Annotated in this window: 16 protein-coding genes; 10 read left to right on the forward strand and 6 right to left on the reverse strand. The window is 41.8% G+C overall.

Features of this window, described 5'->3' with window-relative positions; translation table 11 throughout:
• Nucleotides 1-20 precede the first annotated feature (20 nt).
• Complete coding sequence (gene mscL, locus FQ082_RS11270; RefSeq protein WP_149493160.1) at nt 21-470, forward strand: large conductance mechanosensitive channel protein MscL; 450 nt, start codon at nt 21-23, stop codon at nt 468-470.
• 99 nt (nt 471-569) lie between these two features.
• Here mscL and FQ082_RS11275 read toward each other — a convergent pair whose 3' ends face one another.
• The 6 genes from FQ082_RS11275 to cysM form a co-directional block, all read right to left on the reverse strand.
• The gene (locus FQ082_RS11275) at nt 570-1,010 is read right to left on the reverse strand and encodes a hypothetical protein (protein WP_020442721.1); all 441 of its coding nucleotides are present in this window, start codon (nt 1,008-1,010) and stop codon (nt 570-572) included.
• A gap of 300 nt (nt 1,011-1,310) precedes the next feature.
• The gene (mutM, locus tag FQ082_RS11280; protein WP_149493161.1) at nt 1,311-2,234 is read right to left on the reverse strand and encodes a bifunctional DNA-formamidopyrimidine glycosylase/DNA-(apurinic or apyrimidinic site) lyase; all 924 of its coding nucleotides are present in this window, start codon (nt 2,232-2,234) and stop codon (nt 1,311-1,313) included.
• A 39-nt stretch (nt 2,235-2,273) separates the two neighbouring features.
• Nucleotides 2,274-4,814, reverse strand: a complete 2,541-nt coding sequence (locus FQ082_RS11285) for a RelA/SpoT family protein (protein ID WP_149493162.1) — start codon at nt 4,812-4,814, stop codon at nt 2,274-2,276.
• A gap of 368 nt (nt 4,815-5,182) precedes the next feature.
• The gene (gene rlmD, locus FQ082_RS11290) at nt 5,183-6,724 is read right to left on the reverse strand and encodes a 23S rRNA (uracil(1939)-C(5))-methyltransferase RlmD (RefSeq protein WP_149493163.1); all 1,542 of its coding nucleotides are present in this window, start codon (nt 6,722-6,724) and stop codon (nt 5,183-5,185) included.
• A gap of 158 nt (nt 6,725-6,882) precedes the next feature.
• Entirely contained in the window at nt 6,883-7,698 is an 816-nt protein-coding gene (locus FQ082_RS11295) for a 3'-5' exonuclease (protein ID WP_149493164.1), read from the reverse strand.
• Nucleotides 7,699-7,785: 87 nt separating this feature from the next.
• On the reverse strand, nt 7,786-8,742 hold the full coding sequence (cysM, locus tag FQ082_RS11300) for a cysteine synthase CysM (RefSeq protein WP_149493165.1): 957 nt from the start codon (nt 8,740-8,742) through the stop codon (nt 7,786-7,788).
• A gap of 402 nt (nt 8,743-9,144) precedes the next feature.
• Between cysM and FQ082_RS11305 the strand changes: the two genes are divergently transcribed.
• The 9 genes from FQ082_RS11305 (at nt 9,145) to rpsB (ending at nt 21,100) form a co-directional block, all read left to right on the forward strand.
• Nucleotides 9,145-12,654: an ATP-binding protein gene (locus tag FQ082_RS11305; protein WP_149493196.1), complete on the forward strand. Its 3,510-nt coding sequence runs from the start codon at nt 9,145-9,147 to the stop codon at nt 12,652-12,654.
• A 126-nt stretch (nt 12,655-12,780) separates the two neighbouring features.
• Nucleotides 12,781-13,593: a crotonase/enoyl-CoA hydratase family protein gene (locus tag FQ082_RS11310; protein WP_149493166.1), complete on the forward strand. Its 813-nt coding sequence runs from the start codon at nt 12,781-12,783 to the stop codon at nt 13,591-13,593.
• 197 nt (nt 13,594-13,790) lie between these two features.
• Nucleotides 13,791-15,050 (forward strand): multidrug effflux MFS transporter, encoded by a 1,260-nt coding sequence (locus tag FQ082_RS11315; protein ID WP_149493167.1) that lies wholly within the window; start codon nt 13,791-13,793, stop codon nt 15,048-15,050.
• 369 nt (nt 15,051-15,419) lie between these two features.
• Nucleotides 15,420-16,304, forward strand: coding sequence for a substrate-binding periplasmic protein (locus tag FQ082_RS11320; RefSeq protein ID WP_149493168.1), 885 nt, complete (start codon nt 15,420-15,422; stop codon nt 16,302-16,304).
• A 73-nt stretch (nt 16,305-16,377) separates the two neighbouring features.
• Complete coding sequence (locus tag FQ082_RS11325) at nt 16,378-18,582, forward strand: ATP-binding protein (protein ID WP_149493169.1); 2,205 nt, start codon at nt 16,378-16,380, stop codon at nt 18,580-18,582.
• Between the two features lie 20 nt (nt 18,583-18,602).
• Entirely contained in the window at nt 18,603-18,965 is a 363-nt protein-coding gene (locus FQ082_RS11330; protein WP_011512755.1) for a response regulator, read from the forward strand.
• A gap of 46 nt (nt 18,966-19,011) precedes the next feature.
• Nucleotides 19,012-19,461 carry a chemotaxis protein CheX gene (locus FQ082_RS11335; protein WP_011512756.1) on the forward strand — a complete coding sequence of 150 codons (450 nt, stop codon included), beginning with the start codon at nt 19,012-19,014 and terminating at the stop codon, nt 19,459-19,461.
• Nucleotides 19,462-19,502: 41 nt separating this feature from the next.
• Nucleotides 19,503-19,952, forward strand: a complete 450-nt coding sequence (locus tag FQ082_RS11340) for a chemotaxis protein CheX (protein ID WP_020442731.1) — start codon at nt 19,503-19,505, stop codon at nt 19,950-19,952.
• Between the two features lie 353 nt (nt 19,953-20,305).
• A complete protein-coding gene (rpsB, locus tag FQ082_RS11345) occupies nt 20,306-21,100 on the forward strand; it encodes a 30S ribosomal protein S2 (protein WP_011279657.1) in 795 nt (264 codons plus the stop codon).
• Nucleotides 21,101-21,215: the final 115 nt, after the last annotated feature.

The following is a 21,215-nucleotide window of genomic DNA, read 5'->3' on the forward strand; positions in this document are numbered from 1 at the left end:
GATTTTTGAGGAGATAAATCATGAGTATGGTATCTGAGTTTAAAGAATTTGCTTTAAAAGGTAATGTGATGGATCTGGCCGTCGGTGTGATCATCGGTGGAGCATTCGCTACGATCACAAAGTCTTTAGTAGAGGACGTGATCATGCCCATTGTTGCTTTTATCGTCGGCGGCGAAATTAATTTCAAGAATATGTTTTTGATATTGGGTGATGCGCCAGAAGGTGTGGCACGAACCAATGATGCCCTCAAAGCTGCTGGCATTCCTGTATTGGCTTACGGTAGCTTCATTACGGTACTGATTAACTTTCTAATCTTGGCGTTTATTATTTTTATAATGGTAAAAATGGTCAACAGATTGCGCCGTGCAGATGAGGTAGAAGAAGCAATAGAAGAAGCAATAGAAGAGCCGTCAGAAGAGGTGCAATTGCTTCGTGAAATTAGTGCTAAGCTTGGCAATATTAATAAGTAAACACATTTTAATGATCGTCAGATTAAAAAATAAAAAAGGCTAACGTCATGTTAGCCTCTTTTTATTGGATTTTTTATAACTACTTAATGGTAGTTATGTTTAGGGTCTAACGACAACATAGTCATTGGTATTAATAATAATTTCTGATGGTTGATCAACGACGATACGCACAACGTTATTATCAACGATTTGCGATTTGTAATAGTTGTCTTCAGCAACCGTACAGCCTAAACAGCGACTCATGGCGTTCCATGGTTCAACAAAGAGCTTCTGCTGTGCTTGGTCAGCATTACCGCCGATCAAAGAGAAGGGCAAACTGACGATGTAAGCGGCTGTACCTGCGACAGCTGCTATCAACTGTAATGGCTTGCCGACAACGGTATCTACAGCCATAGTCTCATAAGAGGGACCAAAATCTGTTTCATCAATTTCTATCGCTGCCAAAGCAGGTTGCATACTTGCAAAAGCTAAGCTGGCACTTATCAATACAGTTAATAGCTTATACTTTGCGGTGCATTTGGTGTTAGCTTGAGCAGTCATAATGATATCCTAAAACTCATAAATAGAATGATAAATGGCTGTTGCTATTTCTCCACAGAAATAGAGATATCGCGGCAACGAGAAATAGCCTATATATTACAGGTAAATAAATGGTTTGCATTATTTATGTAAGTGCAAGCACTATTAAAGCAATATGTGGATCAATAAGCAACAAAAATGCGCAGCATATAAGGATATGTTTATGAATTGCTCTATTTTAATGACAAGTAGTTAAAGAGTGGCGAACTGGTCTATTTAAGTGAATATTGGATAAAAAAATTAATATTGGAAAATCCAGATCTAATTAATTGGCTGACAAACAGGGCAGTAGACACTGGCACGTCCATTGAGCTTGATATTCTCTAAAACTGAATCACAGTGCGGACAAGTTTCACCTTGTCTACCATAGACGTTCAAAGTTTGTTGGAAATAGCCTGTTTGACCATCAGCAACCGTAAAATCACGTAGTGTTGAACCACCTAGCTTGATAGCTTTCTGTAAAATCGTTTTGATATGGGCGACTAAAATTACTATTTGGTCATAGGATATCTTATTCGCTGGAGTAGCAGGATGGATGCCTGAAAGGTATAAGCTCTCAGTGGCATAGATATTACCAACGCCGACCACAGCTTGCTGCTCCATAATAACTGACTTGATGGCTCGTTTGATAGGCTGCTTTTTAAACGATTTGCTGTTTTGAGTCTGGATGGATTGTTCACTACGTTGGATAAGATAATACAAATACTCTGCTGTGAACGCATCTGATAATGGCTCAGGTCCTAAATGGTTTAGTAGTTTATCCCCGTAATCCTCAAGCCATAAGATAGAGCCGAAACGTCTAGGGTCATAATAATGTAGCTGAGTTTGAGTGTCGTCAGCGCCGATAAAACTCATGATCAAATGATCATGTTTGCGCTTATCGCTAGTATGATGATGTTGTTGCAAGCTACCTGACATTCCAAGATGAATCAGAAGCTGTTTCGGCTGTAAATTCCTAAGTTCAATAGAAGATGAAATGCCATCATCAGCTAGCGGTATAAAATTGAGGATTAAATACTTTGCCCGTCGCTCAACGCTGTCCAATGTATAATCAATCAAATCTGCTAAATTATCAGGCATCGACCAACGCAGCTTGGGTTGAAAGACTTGTACGTTGGTGACTTTTTGTCCTAACAAAGGCGTCAGACTGGTTTTTGTCGTTTCTACTTCTGGTAACTCAGGCATAATATTTTATAAAATCTCTATTAAGAATTAAAGGTATTATCAGGCAACAGCGCGGCGAGCATGTAAGATACCATGCTGCTGTTCAAGCTTAGCAAGTAACTTGGATAAATGTGCCAGCCCCGACACTTCAATATGAAACTTTAAAAATGCAATATTATCATCATTGCTCAGGGTTTGAACTTGACGAATATTGACGTTTTCTTTATCAATAATTTGGGTTAAATCGCGTAATAAACCACGCCTATCATAGGCTTCTATATGAATATCAACTGGCTGATAGCGACCAGATTTAATTTTCCAAGCTGCCTTGATTTCGCGTTCAGGATCACGTTCAATCAGGCGCAGATATTCAGGGCAACCGCGATTGTGGACACTGACACCACGCGATAAAGTAATGTAGCCCGCGATAGGCTCACCGTGCACAGGGTGACAGCAGCCTGCCAAACCAACTTCGATATTATCCAAGCCATCGATTTGGATTTTGTAAGCATCAAGCTTACCTGAATCTCTTTTATCGATAATAGGGGCAAAATCTTCTTCAGATCTTTCAGGCTCTAGATGCAGCTGACGAGAGATATGACTGGTAAGCTGATTTAGACCAATTTCTCCCGTCACCAAACCAACCACAATATCGTCGGTATTGTTGACATTAAAATGTTGCGTATAATCGTTTAAATCGATGCTGTTCGGATGTACCGATAGACGTTCAAGCTCTTTACTGAGCATCTGACGCCCGATTTCGATATTCTTATCGCGATCTTGTTTGTTAAACCATTGACGCAGTTTTGAGCGGGCACGATTGGTATGAATATAGCCTAGTGAAGCCACTAGCCAGTCGCGATTGGGCTCACGTGAAGATTTGGTAATAATCTCAACTTGCTCGCCGGTTTTGAGCTGATAAGTTAGTGGTACATAACGCTGATTGACACGCGCTGCTTGGGCGCGGTTACCGACCTGCGTATGAACATAATAGGCAAAATCCAGCACAGTCGCGCCTTTTGGCAACTCCGTAATATCGCCATCACGACTAAATATGTAAATACGTTCGAGTTCATCAAAATCAACCAATTGCTCTTCGTCATCATATTCAACTTCCTCTAATTCATCACCGGTTGATAAAGATGAGCGCGGCTGATTATTGATAGACAGCAGTTGACGTAAAGAACTGATTCGCTGATTAAGGTAATTGTCCTTTTTATTTTTGAGCCCTTCTTTGTAGTTGACATGGGCACACATGCCAAGCTCAGCTTCAAAGTGCATCTCTTGAGTACGAATCTGTACTTCAAGCGATTTGTTCTCAGCGATGACCGCAGTATGGAGTGAGCGATAACCGTTAGATTTTGGATTGGTAATATAATCGTCAAATTGCTCAGGAATATAACGCCATAACCCGTGTACCAATCCTAGCACGTGGTAACAGTCTGAAGGAGTGGTCACCAATACTCGCAGCGCACGGATATCGTACAGCTGATCAAAAGACAATCCTTTAAGCTTCATTTTTCGATAAATAGAATAAATGTGCTTTACGCGTCCTGAAACTTCGCCTTCAATACCAGATTCTGCTAAAGACTCGTTCAGTCTATCTTGTACACGCTGGATATAAGACTCACGCTCGCTACGCTTTTCTGATAATAGTTTGGCAATTTCTTTATAACGATCAGGGGCAAGGTAGCGAAAGGCTAAATCTTCAAGCTCCCATTTCAGCTGGGCAATACCCAAACGATGTGCCAATGGCGCATAAATAGTCATGACTTCACGCGCCACGCGAGCTTGCCGAATTTCATTGGAAAAGGTCAGCTCGCGCATAGCAAAAGTGCGTTCAGCAAGCTTAATCAGCACTACTCGAACATCGTTGGTGACTGAGATCAGCATGCTATAAATATTTGATAATTGATCCCGTTGATTATTTACGAAGTGATCTTCTAAGCGCTTATTGCTTTCGATAATCTCAGACAGCTGTCCCATCGCCAAGGTATCTTTAACCAAGGTTGAGATATCAGTGCCAAACTTTTTTTCGATTTCGCTAAGACTAATAATCGATTTGCGCGCACTGCGATAGAGCATGGCAGCGACAAGGGCATCTTCATCTTGATAAAGGTAAGTTAAGATATCAGTCATGCCGATACCAGTCACGTAAGCGCCCGAACGCTCCGATTCACTGGTATTCATGTGATTACGGACGAATGCACAGGCAGCGCTAAGATTGGGTACTGAATCTTGCCCAATACGCTTGGCAACATTATCAAGCCAAGTAGGTACATCAATATTGATTTGATTTAAATCTAACGCTTCAAGCTCTTGCTGTGAAAACGCCTCGGATTCATCAAGGATTTTATCCCTTAGATAGTCATTTTCAAGATTTGAGTCATGACTGTAGTAGGCGTAATTAACAGAGCGATCAAAGGTAGTATGGAGTTTATGAGTGGCAAGTTGATACTTGATATCTAGTGGGATTTGAGCATAGCTATTGGCAGACTGGTGCGAGCGTTGACTCGCGACCAGTTGCGCTGCCAAAGTTGCACTGTCGGCTTGCGTGGTTTGTCCATCTACCAGCGGTAATCCTTCACGAATTTTTACCATTGCCCACTCCTCTTAGCTATTTTGACTTGATAATAACGCCATCTACAATGCTAGAGCTAAACATGAGCTTGCTATCGATAAATGGTCAGTTATAAATCAATACAGCCGCTAAAAAATCCATTTTTTAGCAGCTATAAAATCAATTATAGGGATCTTGCATAGAATTATGAGCGCTTAGACTCACTATGTTTTATAAATAATAAAAACAGTGACTATTATTATCGCATGTTGCGATGACAAATCAAGCAAGGCTCTGTAATGATAGCGTTAGCCGCATATGCGAGTAACGCAGATATCATTCTTAAATTGCAGCTATTAACGCCTCTAAAAATCATAGGTTAATACTACACTCTGCCATTACATACGGTTTAAGCAGATATTTTTTCAAAGCGCGCGATGGACTCAACGTGACCAGTATGACAAAACATATCCATGACGCCAGCGTGAGTCAAACGATAACCTTGTTCAAGCAATGCTTTGGTATCGCGAGCAAGTGTAGCAGGATTACAGGAGACATAGACAATCCGCTCGGCGTTAAACTTAGGCAAATATTGCATAATCTCCCACGCGCCAGAACGCGGTGGATCGATAAGCAGCGCATCAAACCCTTGGTTAGCCCACGGTTTGTCCGTACAGTCATGCGTCAAATCTTGGCTATAAAACTCAGTGTTATTAATGCCATTACGGCGCGCGTTATCAGCGGCACGTGCAGTCATAGCTTCACTGCCTTCAACACCAACGACCGAGCCGGTTTCACCAACCAAACGCGCGAGAGGCAGGCTAAAATTGCCTAAACCGCTAAATAAATCTAGAACGCGTTCACCTGCTTTTAAATCAAGCAAGTCACAAGCAAGCTTGGTCATCTGACGATTCACCGACAGATTAACTTGGGTAAAATCGGTAGGAATAAATTCAAACGTCAAATCATACTCTGGTAATTGATAATACAAACGTCCAAACTGTTCGCTTAAATCATCTGTATCCTTCAAGGCAATACGTTGGATACTATCCGCACCCTTTGATTGTAGATACAGCTGCCAATGACGTGCTGCAAAAAATACTTTTAGCTTATCAACATCGCCATCTGATAACGGTTCAAGATTACGCACAATTAGCGCGACTGGCTGATCGCCATCAGGCAGCTCTGGTAAATGCTCGCCCATTGCCAACTCAAGCTGAGCAATCTTGTCACGGCTATCTAAAGTACTAATAAGGGTTTTTAAGTTTTCAATCTCAAAGCCAATACGTGGATCTAAGATATGACATTCATTTAACTCTGCTAAGAAATTACTTGAACGCTCGCGAAAGCCAACCAAAGCAGTTTCCTTTTTGACCACATAACGTACGCCCAGTCGGGCCTTAGTGCGATAGCCAAGGCGATCACCGATTACTGGCTCAAGCCAGTGATCAGGTGCCACATTGGCTTGATGGACCAACATCTCAGCAAGGACAGATTGCTTAAATGTAATTTGTGCATCTGGCTGCCAATGCTGCAAATTACAGCCACCGCAAACACCAAAGTGTGGGCAGGGTGGTACCACGCGCTCAGGGTTTGAATTGGCAGTGATGCTAACGGCATCACCCTCTTCAAAGCTCGTGCGGCTATTAGTAATCTTGACCAACGCACTTTCACCTGGCAGGGCAAAGCTGACAAAGATTTTTTTGCCATGCTTGTCTGTGATATGACCATCAGTTTCACCAAAGCCATTACCGTATACCGCAACGCCGCGCCCATCATGTGACAAGCCATCGATAGTAAAGGGGAGTGGCTCAGCATCTTTTAGACGACGACGCGTCTTTGATGATGGCTTAGATTTTTTCTTATTAGGCGGAATCGTAATGGTTTGCGTCTCATTTGCCTGTTCGGTTGCATCTACGTTGGTAAGCGTCTTTGAATCGGTGGGTTGCATAAACCTGCCTATAAAATGAAGGTGTTAAAAATAATAGCAATTTTAACATATAAAGCGACTAAGGTATTAGGCGCTCACAAAGTAAAAAAGCGGTGATTATAAAACTATAATCACCGCTTACATGTATCGTTCATCAATATATCAACTGGCTAAAATTGCTAGCTGATAAGCCAGTCATTCAAAAACGCCTGATGACGTGGCGTGCCATCTACTTGGGTAAATTTGGTTAAATAATCACGGCTTTGCTGCTGCCAAACGGCAAAATCTGGTAAGGATAGCTGACCGGTCAGGCGCAGCCAACGCAGATATATTAGCCAAGTATTCATCACATCAGACTCGCAATATATTGACAGCGTTTGCCAGTCATTATTGCTGACAAGCTCGCCGACCATACTGCCATCAACATCTGTCTTACCGGGCAAGCCATATAAGCTAGCAACGACATCCATAGCCTCGCGGCGGCTGGCACCGTATTGGCTAAATCGATCCATCAAGTCAATATGGCGCGTATGAAAGCGATTGACATAGTTATCAAAACGCATGTTTTTGATACGCTCACCTTCTTCAAACAACCAAGGCGCTGCCAAATCATATTGCATGGCACGATAAATAAGCACAGGAATATCAAAACCTGAACCATTCCAGCTAATCAATTTAGGCAGTTTTGCAATATCACTAAAGGCGCGAAAAAACTTGGCAAGAATCTCTTCTTCGCTAAATTTGTCTGCAGTGAGGGAAAATAATGAAAAAGTACCATCCTTAATATATAGAGCAGAGATACAGACAATGCGCTGTAATGGCAAACGCATAAAATCATGCCCGACTTCTTGTATACGAATGGCAGTTAACGCACTGAGTGTATCTGCATCATTGAGCTTAGCCAATTGCGGATAGATACGGCGTGCAGCATCGGTATCTGCAACCGTCTCAATATCAAAGACCAAAATAGGGTCAGACGAAAAAGCTTGTGACATAGAGGTTTCTACCTGATTATTGTCTTACTACACTGCATTAAACGCACTGACCGCATAAACGGCATTGTCAGCGATTTATAAATTATCTTAGTTTACATTATCTAAGCTATCATCAACATTATATAAGCCGGTCGATAAATAACGATCACCGCGATCGCAGACAATAAAGGCAATGACGGCATCAGGATTTGCTTTAGCAACTTGTGTGGCTGCCCATGCTGCTGCACCTGATGAGACGCCCGCAAAAATCCCTTCGGTTTTAGCAAGCTTACGCATATAAACCTCAGCGACGCGCTGATCGATATCCATAATCTCATCGACTAATTCGGCATCAAAAATCCCTGGCATATAAGCGGCAGGCCAGCGGCGGATACCAGCGATAGCTGCATCCTCATCAGGCTGTAAACCTATGATTTGTATATCAGGGTTTTGCTCTTTTAAATATTGTGCCACGCCGGTAATGGTGCCTGTGGTACCCATAGAGCTGATAAAATGTGTGATTTTACCGTCTGTTTGCGCCCACAGCTCAGGACCTGTAGTCAGATAATGCGCCTGTTTATTATCAGGATTATTAAACTGATCTAAGACAATACCTTTACCGTCCGTTTGCATTTGTAATGCCATGTCGCGCGCGGCTTCTATCCCTTCTTCTACCTCAATCAGCGTCGCACCATAAGCCGTCATGGCATCTTTACGCTCTTGGGTTGAGTTGCTTGGCATAAACAAGGTAATCGGATAGCCACGCATCGCCGCTACCATGGCTAATGCAATACCAGTATTGCCACTGGTTGCCTCAATCAACATGTCACCTAGCTTAATATCACCGCGTAGCTCCGCTTGATAAATCATATTAAAAGCAGGGCGGTCTTTGACAGAACCAGCAGGATTATTACCTTCAAGCTTGGCTAGCATGATAGCACCATTGTCAATCTGCTCTTGTTCAGGTAAGCGCTGCAATTTGACTAACGGCGTTTGACCGACGCAATCAGCAAGGTCAGTAATTTGAGTAATAAAATTGGCGTTTGACTGAGCTGTAGCGGACATAAAGTATCCTTAATAGTATCTATTTTTAAAGTAGTTTAACGCTATAGTAAAGTGCTATATATTCGGCAATACTTTGAGGTAACGGCAGCGTTTTTATTATTTGATAAGATTATGGTATTAAAGTGTTAAATAACCATGTTTTTATAAATGCGTCAATAATAAGTCAATACATCGTGACTGTCAGGTATTTATTATGGAAAATAAAAATTTGCGACATTGTATCATCTTGTTTTTGATGGCGCTTAACGCAGATAGCTTTATCGATGATTGTCTAACAGCGGCTAATGGAATCCTGTTAAGATAATCACAAGCTATATAGTCGTTAATAAATGATACCTAAGCGGTCAGTAAAAGCATTGTAAAATGCCAGTAACAAAAACAGTAGTGGAGATGGTGCCCAGTATGGCTTACAAAAAACGTTTTGATACCAGTAGTGCCTATGGTCAGCTGGTCATATTGGTATTTTTGCCCATCTGTTTACTCGCAGCAGTGGGCGGTATCTTGGTGTTTTATGAAACCATGCGTGCCAGTAATTCAGAGCAAGCAGTGTTGGCTGAGGCGGTACTTATCCGCTATTCACCTACGATTACAGAGATAATACCTGAGCTATTAGAGCAAGATGCTGCCAAGATACAGACTTCAGAAAATAATAATGAAAACGCTAATGACAATAATAATAAAGTCTCGAAAGCTGCGATTGCAAAGTTAGAAGGTATCCAAGATAAACTCAGGCGTATGCGGGCAGAGCAACATGTTCAGCGTATCGCTATTGTCAATCAGAGTAACGACATACTTGCGACAGTTGGCTATGGTACGGAAGAGGCGTGGCCTGCAATCGATCCATCAGAGCGTTTTTTAGCGCAAAAATCCACTCCTATCGGTACCGCTTACGGCAGTATATTAGGTGAATTTGAGGGTCAGACACTGTGGTTATTAGTCGATATGGATAGTGAGCCGCTTTATATTGCGCGCTATCGTATCGCTATGGCATTGGTGATTACCGGTTTGTTTACGTTATTAATTCTACTACTAAGTTTAAACATTTATTCAAAACGTTGGATTGCGCCGATTTATGAGCTGCGGCTGCAATTACAGCGTACTCACGTCGATAATCTTTATCAGCCTATCCCTGTTGAATCGAATGGTGAGCTAAATCTATTACAACAAGACTTGGTGAGAACATTACGTCGTTTGTATGTCAGTTTTCAAGAGCTGAAAGAGCATGCGGAGCAGACCGAAGATGATTTGCGTCTGGCTTTTGATGAGATGGAGATGCAAAACATCTCTATTCGTAATGCGCGTGATGCGGCAATCTCAACCAGCCAAGCCAAATCAGCGTTTTTAGCCAATATCAGTCATGAGCTGCGTACGCCGCTCAATAGTATTGATGGTTTTATTAATTTGCTCGCGCGTCACGGTGAGCTCAATCCTGAGCAAGACTTGTATGTACAAACCATCCGCAAATCGTCTGCGCACTTATTGGCATTGGTCAATGATGTACTTGATTTCTCTAAAATCGAAGCGGGCAAGTTGGTACTAGATCGACATGAGTTTGATCTTTATGACACTATCTATGATGTGGTCGATATGCTGTCGCCAGTGTCTGCAGAAAAAGGTCTGCGCATGGCGGTATTGTTTTACAACGATGTGCCAATGCGTATCAATGGTGATGCGCTGCGCCTCAAACAAGTACTAACCAATATTGTTGGTAATGCGATTAAATTTACTGATAGCGGTGACGTGGTGGTGCGCGTCAGTTTAGATGACTATCAAGACAATTATTTGATGATTAGCGTGCAAGACAGTGGTAAAGGCATCTCGCTGTCTGATCAAAAAATGCTCTTTCAAAGCTTTAGTCAAGGAGACCCATCCATCACGCGTCAGTATGGTGGTACAGGATTGGGACTGGTCATCTCTAAACAATTAACACGGCTGATGGGCGGCGATATTGGTTTTTATGACAATATGCAAGAGAATATTTCCAATCAAGGCGCGACGTTTTGGTTTCGTATGCCAGCCCATGTTGATGTGGTAGAGGCAGCGACAGGACAAACCATTGAGCTGCCCGTATTGGCACCATTGGCAAGTGCAACCGATGAGTTTAATGTCCTTATTTGGATTAATCATACCGCGTCTATACAAGTACTGAAAGCTAGTCTGCATCATTTGCCTATTAAGCTAACCCAAGCCAATTCTTTGCCAGGTTTGCTTGAATCGTTAAAAGAGCGTGGTAATTATTGGGACTGGGTCATCGTTGATGATGATACCCAAGACGATATGATGGCGCTGCTTAAGCAAATCCGTCTACATTATCAAGGTAAACTGGCCGTCTTTGGTTATCAGGTTGCCGCTGATCAAGCACTACTCAATCGTTACCATGCCAATATCTTGTATGAGCCATTAGACAAGAGACAGTTATATGCGATGCTAGATACGCAAAAGCGTAGTGTACCTACTGGTATGGCAGAACCACGTTGGAAAGGCGTTACCGTATTGGCAGTTGACGATCATTTGCCAAACTTACTGGTGCTTGATGCGCTGCTGAGCGAGCTTGGTATTCATGTTATTACGGCCAGTAACGGATTTGATGCGATAGAGCTAATCAGTAAACAGCAAGCGAAAAATATCAAAGCCACCAAAACTGAAAAACAAAGCCTGTCGAAAAAAACTCAAATCTCAAAAGCGGTCACGCGAGATGATGTCAGTAAATCAGCGGTTAGCACGTTACATATCGAAGACGTAACGATAGAAGAAAAGGGTAACGCACAAACTAAAGATAGGATCGATCTTATCTTTATGGATATTCAAATGCCACGTATGTCAGGGCATGAGGCGGCGCGACAAATCCGTAAGATTGAAGCAGCAGATAGTCATATTCCCATTATTGCACTGACTGCACATGGGCTGGCAGACGAGCGGGATAAATTAGTCGCTAGTGGTATCAATGATTATGTTGGTAAGCCTATTAGCCAGCCGCAGCTGCTACAAGTATTACAAAAATGGCTTGGACGTAATGCCTCGTCATCACCATTAACGGCAGAAAATGATGAGCATCCACAAAATCTTGGCATAGCAGGTGACTTACAAGTATTAGAGTCAAAAACCATTGACGCTCAAAATTCTGATGTACCAAATATGATGCTGCAACCTTCCTCATCTGCGCCTAAAAATGCAGCGCCGCCTACCTATCAAATGATTCGAAGCGAGCAGGTTCAGAGTTATAAACCTACCAAGATGAGCAATGAGAAAAGAGTGAAGCGACCTCTGTCACTGAAAAAAATCCGTGATGACTACCTGCGTGACAGTCAACCACGTGAAGACTATCGGCGTGAAAACCTGCGCGAAACGCAGCCACGCTATGAAAACCTGCGTTTTCAAGAACAAGGGCAGGCGGTATTTGGTACGCGTTCTATTCAAACGCTCGATGATAATAAAGATGAACTATCAGTCAGTACTGTGTATTTGCAAAACGACAATAACTTAAATGCCTCTGTATTTAATACCTTGGATATTCTAGATTGGCAAGATGCATTGACGCGATCAGCCAATAAGCCAGATCTTGCTGCCAAGCTAATCATTATGATGCTTGATACCATTAATGAGGAAAAACAAGCATTGACGCAAGCATGGGAGACACACAATCGCAGTATGCTCGCGCAAATCGCTCATCGTATATTGGGCGGCAGTCGTTATACGGGCGTGCCACAACTGCGCCAAGCCAGCCAAGATTTAGAAGATAAGTGTTTATTAAATATCCAGCATACCACGCCTGCACAGTTTGCAATGTTAGCGCCTTATTATGAGGCTTTATTAACCGCTTTGAACAATCTACAAACGCTTGATTTGTCTGCTTATCCGCAGCTTAATTACCATCGTCTAAGTGAGAACGATATGACTTGGAAAATGATTTAAGGAAAAGTTTTATGATACTAAGAGGTAACGATATCGTGGCAGTCAGTTATTGATAAGGTAGGAGATAGGCAAGGCTGTTAATATCACTCTATATATAAGCTATTATTTCAATTATTAAGGATGATTATGCACACTATCGCCACCTACCAGTATGAAACACTACAAGTTAGCGCGACTGATGATATTTTAACCGTGACAATCAATCGACCTGAGAAAAAAAACGCCATGAGCTTCAAAGTGGTCGAAGAGTTGATAGCAGTGGCAGCACGCATTAGTAAAGACAAAACGATACGTGCGGTGATTTTAAATGGCGCTGAAGGCACCTTCTGCGCAGGTATCGATTTGGGCGACTTAAACCACCCAAAAAACCAAGCTTTTGCGCTATGGGAGCTGATCAAACCTTGGCAAAGCTCATTTCAGCGGGTTTGCTTGGTGTGGCGCGATGTCCCAGTACCTGTCATTGCCGTACTTGAAGGATATTGTATCGGTGCAGGCTTACAGCTGGCGCTGGCATGTGATATTCGTATCAGCCATCCTGATTGTAAATTGGCTATTATGGAAGCGAAATGGGGACTAGTACCAGATATGGGCTTGACGCAATCTGGTTTTGGCGTGGTACGCGCTGATATCCTAAAAGAGCTGGCAATGACAGCCCGTATCGTTAGTGCAGAGCAGGGTAAAGAGCTAGGATTGGTCAGTCATTGCAGTGAGACGCCACTTGAGCAAGCGCAGCAACTTGCTGCTGAATTTGCTGAACGGTCACCAGATGCCGTGCTGGCAAGTAAACGCGTTATCAATGCCATGTTTGAACAATCTGCAACTACTTTATATATAGAAAAAGTCTGGCAATTAAAGATGATGTTCGGGCGCAATCGTAAACTTGCCCTTAGAAAAGCGAAGCAAGCCAGTACTGTATTTGGCAAGCGCCAGTTCCGTTAATACAGTTTAGATAGCTTATTGTTTTAAATGACTTCATCTTATTTCAAACGAACCATTGTTTTATTGATTAAAGTTTGTTTTATTAACGTGATACCTCTATTGAAATATAGGCAGACAGTGCGATATAAGACTGTCTGCTTGCGTAGCGGTTCGTCGATAAAAATAAAATAACAATCACTAGATCAAATGGTTTAACTATGTCTGCTCCAAAATCCCCCCTTCCTAATAAACCGCTTGCTGCTGACCGCGTGCGCTCTGCCGATTTACCTGTCGCATGGATTATGATGCTGGGTCTTATCGTTGCGGTAGGACCTTTATCTATTGATATGTATCTGCCAGCATTACCATCGATGGCGGATGACTTTGGTGTGTCGACTGCCTTTATGGCAAACTCCGTACCTGCTTACTTTGTTGGATTGGTATTTGGTCAATTGTTTTATGGTCCCTTTAGTGACCGCGTTGGCCGCGTCAAGCCTTTGTATATAGGCATGGTCTTATATGTGATTGCCTCTATTATTTGTGCAACCACCAACAATGAATACGTATTGTTCGCTGGTCGTACCTTGCAAGCGCTCGGTGCTTGCGTAGGGGCAGTTGTTACCCGTGCTGCGATTCGAGACCGTCTAACCGCTAAGCAAACGGCAAAAGCGTTTTCTATCATGATTTTGGTAATGGGCTTAGCGCCGATATTAGCGCCATCACTTGGCGCAGTGTTTTTGCAGTATTTTAGCTGGCATTCTATCTTTTGGTTTTTGGCGGCTTTTGGCACGTTAAATTTATTACTGACCAAATTTTTCTTTTTTGAGACCCTTAGCGAAGAAAACCGCAATGTGCGTCCTGCCAAAGAGATACTCAGTCAATATTGGGATTTGCTTAGAGATCCCACCTTTAACTATCCGGCGATTGGCGGCGGGTTATTGATGGGCGCAATGTTCGTTTATATCAGCTCAGCCTCTGAACTTATCATGGATACCTATGGCATGTCAGCCACACATTTTGGCTGGCTCTTTGGTATGAATGCCGCAGGCTTTGTGGCATTGACGCAGCTTAACCAATGGCTGACCAATCGCTTCCGTATTTTGAGTATTTTACGTTTTGGTGCGATGATGCAGGTCATCTCAGCGGGGGCTCTATTTACCCTCGGTATTGTATTTGGCACGGATGCTTGGTTGCCATTGGTCTTAGTCTGTATTTTCTTTTGTATCTCAGGTCTAGGTTTGACACAGCCCAACGCTTCAGCGATTGCGCTTGCTTTTCAAAAGCGCCGTGCTGGTATGGCCAGTGCGCTACAAGGCTCGCTTATGTTCTCAGTAGGTATCTTTGGTGGATTGTTATTAAACTTATTCCCCGTCAATCCGGTATTGAAAATCGGTATCGCAATGTTTGCACTGATGAGTCTTGGTTGCTATTTAATTTGGCAGATAGACCGTAATTTGGATTTAGATAATGCAGATTAATTAACTGACAAATTCTATTTATTAATATTCATAATTGAAAAAGCATTCAGTACGTATTCATCGTCTGAATGCTTTTTTTTATGCTTTTTTTATTCATTGTTAATAATATCTATTTTTGGTACAAGCCTCAGTACGCTTAGCTTGATAGATAAAAATCTTGAACCTGATTTATATATTGTATATACATTTATAGCTATATATAAACAATTGTTTGTCTTGGCAAAACAAAGTGATTGCAATGACTGAGTTGCTCAATTATTATCCAAGGTAATTTTCTGTAATCAAGTATTTTTTATACCTTGCTTAAACTTACAGAATTGTTTTTATAACTGATTTATTTGGAATAAAATCGAGGCTTAAGGATAAGAGATGAAACTATTATATCGAGCATTACCGATTATATTGAGTGTGGGCTTGTTTGGGTGTGGAAATTCTTCTACCCAAGACAACGCTAATGCAGCTGGCGCAACAGTAACGGAACATAAAGACAGTTTTGTCAGTAAGCTGCCTGATTCAGCACCAGTAATTAAAGTTGGAACTGAGGCAAATTACGCACCTTATGAGTTTAAAGATGAGTATGGAAATGTAACTGGTTTTGATATAGAGCTTATGCAGTATATAGGGGAGGATCAAGGTTTTAAGGTTGAAGTCTATAATGATCCTTGGGAAGGATTATTTGATAACCTAGACAGTAAAAATCGTGACATGATAGCTGCTGGCCTGACATATAGTACTGAGAGAGCCAATAAATATCTCCTCTCTGATGCTTATGCCCCTCTTCCTACAAGCCTTGTATATTTAGATGAATCCTTAAATATACAATCATTAAATGATCTTAGTCGATTACGAGTTGGTGTGTTAAGTAATTCAGAACCGTATGAATACTTTATGGAAGGAAATTATCAACTTGGTGCTTTAGAACAATATCCCACAACATTTGCAGCAGTAGAGGCGATGGCACAAGATAAGGTCGATGCTGTTGTAGATGATTCAGGTGTGTTGCGCTACACATTGAATGATCTACCAAGCCTCAAGCCACAATATTTTGATTATGAAGATATTAAGGCAAATGGTGCTCGTAAAGTATTTTTAATTAATAAAAACCAACCCGATTTACTTAAAAAAGTGAATTTAGGACTAAAAGAACTAAGAGAAGATGGTACTTATGCAAAGCTAACTACCAAATGGTTCGGGACAGATCTAACCAAAGCTTCATTACAACAGCAAGCGATACTACAAAAACCACAAGTGTAATGGGTTATGGAACGTATTATCTTTAAATAAACAGTAAATATAAATTTATCTATTAAATTCAAAGGAATATGCTATGACTGTCTTAAATCCAAGCGGTAACTCCCGTTATCGTGGCTTGATTTTATCAATTGCTGCCTTTTTGGCGTTGATTGGAATATTACTTGCATTTACATTTTATACTTCAAGTGTTCTTGAGCGTAATACTACGCTAGTAAATATATCTAATAAAACTGCTAATAATGCACAATCTATTATTAAGGATTTATTTGATTTACAAAGTAGTATAGGCGAGCATATAAACTCCCCTCATCAAAAGCGTGTGAGAGAAAGGCTAGATTATAACACTAAAGAGATTGATCAACTGCTGGTCAGCATGCGTGAGGGTTCAGAGTATACTGATGTCGCTGGGAATGTATATCAGATTCCAAGTATCAAAACGCCCACTGAATTAGCAGCTTTAGAAGAAGCCCAGCAAGATTGGAGTATTCTAAAACCACTAATTACTAATTATCTTAAAGATGCGAGCGAAATTAGAGTTGATTCTTCAGACGAGTTGGCATTAGCTTATGAGCAAGCAAAAACTTCTAGTTTGCGTATGAACGATGCATTAGAACAGCTAACAAATGAAGTTTATGAAGAAACGGCACGCCAAGCAAGTACTATCCGACTTATTCAGGTATTGGGTGTTGCAGCTATCTTTGCTTACTTCTTAATTTTCGTCTTTTTCTTTGTACGTCGTCTGCGTGATACCGATGCTGAAGCGTTGGCCGCTCGTCGTGAAACGCAAGAAATTATGGAAACGGTTAATACCGGCCTGTTCTTGTTGGATAAGGACTTGAATATTGGTCAGCAGCATTCTCGCGCGCTTAACGGCATTATTGGTGAGGATAGGTTGGCAGGAGAAAACTTTGCTGATGTACTGCGTGGCCGTATTTCAGACAAGGATTTGAGAACCACCCGTCAGTTTATCGAGCAGTTATACAACCCACGTGTCAAAGAAAAGCTGGTTGATTCTTTGAATCCTTTGCATAAAGTCATGCTACACAATGCGTCTGGAGAAGAGAGTACCACCAGTCGCTTCTTAGACTTTAAGTTTTCACGTGTTTATGAAGATAAAGACATTGCCCGTATTTTGGTCAACGTCAATGACGTCTCAGATGCCGTTTATTTAGAGCAGCGCCTAGAAAAAGAACGCTCGCAAAATGATATGCAGATTGAGATGTTGACGACCATCTTAAACGTGAATCCAAAAATTATTAATGAGTTTATTAGTAATACCAAAGCTCACATCGATAAGATGAACAATATCTTGAAAAATCCTGGTAGCTCGCAATTTGAGTTAGAAGGGAAGCTAAAAGCGATTTATCGTGAAATGCATAGCCTAAAAGGTGAGGCATCTGCGCTTAAACTGCATAGCTTTACCAAAATCGCATCAGACGCTGAAGACAAGCTTGATGCGCTGCAAAATCAAGGCAAGCTGTCGGGTAATAACTTCTTACCGCTCGCCGTGCATTTGGATGACTTATTGAGCCTATCGAATACCATTGAAACGCTAGGTGAACGTATCAATCAGGCAGCGCCAAAAGCTAACAATAATGCAAAACCTGTAATGCCAGTAAAGACTGCACCACAACCAAGTGTTGTCCAAGCTCAAGTAGCGGACGTTGCTACCACTAACATAAATGTCGATGGCGGTAATGAAATCGATTTGAGCGATGAGTCAGATGATGAGCATCTATCTTATTACCAAGATTTTGCTAAAGACATTGCTGTTAGACAGGGCAAGAAAATACAGCTTAACGGCCATAATTTAGCATATATAAATATCCCTGAACGTCTCAAACAACCGATCAAAGAAATCAGTATTCAGTTGCTACGTAATGCAGTGGTACATGGTATCGAATCACCTGAAGTGCGTCAGTCAGCGGGCAAGTCTGCCATCGGTAGCATTGATTTAGAGATGCAACGTGACAGTCAAAACTTAATCATCGCACTGCAAGATGATGGTCAAGGTATTGATTATGAAGGCATTCGTCATAAGCTGATTGCTGATGGTCGCTTCATGCAAGAAGAGGCAAGTCAGATGACTCATGGTGATCTGCTCAAAACCTTGTTTGCTTCTGGTTTCTCGACCAAAGAACATGCCGATGAAGATGGCGGTCGCGGTGTGGGCTTAGACGTTATCAAGGCGTTGGTCAAAGAGCACAACGGTAAGCTGAATGTAAATACTGAGCTTGGAAAAATGACCCGTTTTGTCATCACCTTGCCTGCTGCGTAATTAAGGACAATAAAAAATCTATGTATAAATTAATGATCGTCGATGACTCAAATATCATTCGAAACCGTATTCAGCGCGCTTATGACTCGGGTCAATTCATGTTGGTTGCTACGGCAACCAGCGGGGTTCAAGCGCTTGAAAAGTTCAATATCCATCGTCCAGATGTGGTGACCATGGATTTGACCATGCCACAAATGGACGGTCTTGAATGTATTGAAAAAATCATTGCTATCGACCCTGACGTTCGTATCTTGGTGGTCTCAGCCTTGTCTGACAAATCTACTGGCATTGAAGCGTTATCATTGGGCGCGAGTGGGTTCTTGTGCAAGCCTTTTTCAGAAGAAGAGCTGGTAGAGTCTTTGTATGAGTTGGTACAAGACTAATATTGTCCAATAATTTTAATAAATACCTTATTAAAGAACACACATTATGAAAGAGCAAAATTTACAAATTTTTGTGAGTATCATTACCAACTATTTTACTCAGTTTGGTAATGATGAGTTGGTGGTCGATACGCCTTACTTGTTAGAAAACCAACAGCCAAAAGTCCATGATTATACGGGCGTCATCGGTATATCAGGGGTGCAAAAAGGGGTGGTTTATTTTACGGCGACCACGGCGCTATTGAGCAGTATTCTAGACAGTATGGGCGAGATAGATAAAAGTGAGGACAATCTGGTCGATTTAGCAGGCGAGGTTGCCAATACGGTTTCGGGTAATGCTCGTCACGAGTTTGGTCCAGAATTTCATATCTCTGTCCCGTTTGTCTTTAAAGGCTCGCCGCAAAGTATCATTTTGCCTAAAAGTGGACGTTCTTTTATCATTCCAGTGAGTTGGCGCAGTCAAATCGGAGAGATTGTGGTTTGTTTGCAAGATTGAATACACAACCCCGTGATGATAACTATGGACGATGAACAATTATGGTTAATGTAGAAAAGTTAGGCGTCTTTTTAAGTTCAATCAGTGCATTTTTTGCGCAGATTGATGCTGAGGCAGTGGTCATTGATACGCCTTACCTAAACAGTAATAAAAATGCTGTTGGTTATGATTATAGTGGCATGATTAAAATATCTGGACCGCTTGAAGGCTGTGTCTATGTCAGTGCCCCAAGCAATATGTTGCGTGAAGTTATCAAAGTGATGGGCGAGCCCGACTCTTCCATGACGATGATGAAAGACTTGTTGGGTGAGATGGCAAATACCATCTCTGGCAACGCTCGTACCGAGTTTGGTGCCGATTTTATTATCTCACCTCCTAAGATTATTGAAGGGATACCCAGCATCCCTTATCTGCCAAAAGACCGCCAAAGCTATGTCACGCCATTTACGTGGCGAGGCTATAAAGCAGTCATCGGTATCAGTATCGCTTAATCTTATTCTAAATTGATTAAAAAAACGACGTCTCACCGTCGTTTTTTTATGCATTATCATCCACTTAAACCTTATAATAGCGCTAGCAGTCCCTAAGCGTTATATGATAAAATACAGCCCAGCTATTTTTTATCATATAGTATTCTGTACGTTCAAATCGTAGCTCAGTTTTTTAACCAACCCATCAACCAATGACACACACATCATGGCAAAAAATTGCTGGGTGTTTGGCGACTTGATTAATTTGCTTCACGGCTAGGTACTTTATTTCATCTAACTCATAGCAGATGCGTGTCGCTAGATAGGCAGTTTTTGTGATGTGGAGGCATAACCCAACCAACAGGACATTTAACATGGCTACAAAGAATCCAACCAAAATCGAAATGCGCGACCTATTACAAGCCGGCGCTCACTTTGGTCACCAAACACGTTTTTGGAATCCAAAAATGGGTCCATATATTTTTGGTGCCCGTAACAAGATTCATATCATCAACCTTGAGCACACTGTAAAAGCGTTCAACGAAGCATTGACTTACGTTAACGGCTTAGCTGCTAAGAAAAACAAAGTATTATTTGTTGGTACTAAGCGCGCAGCTAGCGGCGTTATCGCTGAGCAAGCAGCACGTGCTGGCATGCCATACGTTGACCATCGCTGGTTAGGTGGTATGTTGACTAACTGGAAAACACTACGCCAGTCAATCAATCGTCTAAAAGAGCTAGAAAAACAAGCTGAAGACGGTACTTTCGCTAAGCTTACCAAGCGTGAAGCGTTAGAGCGTACTCGCGATATGGAAAAACTTGAGCGTTCATTGGGCGGTATCAAAGACATGGGCGGTCTACCTGACGCAATCTTCGTTGTAGACGTAGATCATGAAGCAATTGCTATCAAAGAAGCCAAGAACCTAGGTATCCCAGTTATCGGTATCGTTGATACTAACTCTAACCCTGATAACGTTGATTACATCATCCCAGCAAACGATGATGCTATCCGTGCTGTGACTTTGTACGTAACTTCTATGGCTGATGCAATCATCGCTGGTAAAGAATACGCACAAACTCAAGCTGGTGGTAAAGCTGAGCAAGAAGCACCTGCTACTGAAGAAGCAGCTGATGCTCAAACTGAAGAAGCTGCTACTCCAGCAGAATAAATCGCTGAGTGATACGGTTTGATGTTGTAAGGCTGCCTTGATAGTTTGTCTATTGGTAGCCATATAACATGACTTATAGTATAGACAGCATAAAGACAAACAATAGGCATGATGT

This window comes from Psychrobacter sp. ANT_H56B (genome assembly GCF_008369245.1).
GTDB lineage: Bacteria > Pseudomonadota > Gammaproteobacteria > Pseudomonadales > Moraxellaceae > Psychrobacter > Psychrobacter cryohalolentis.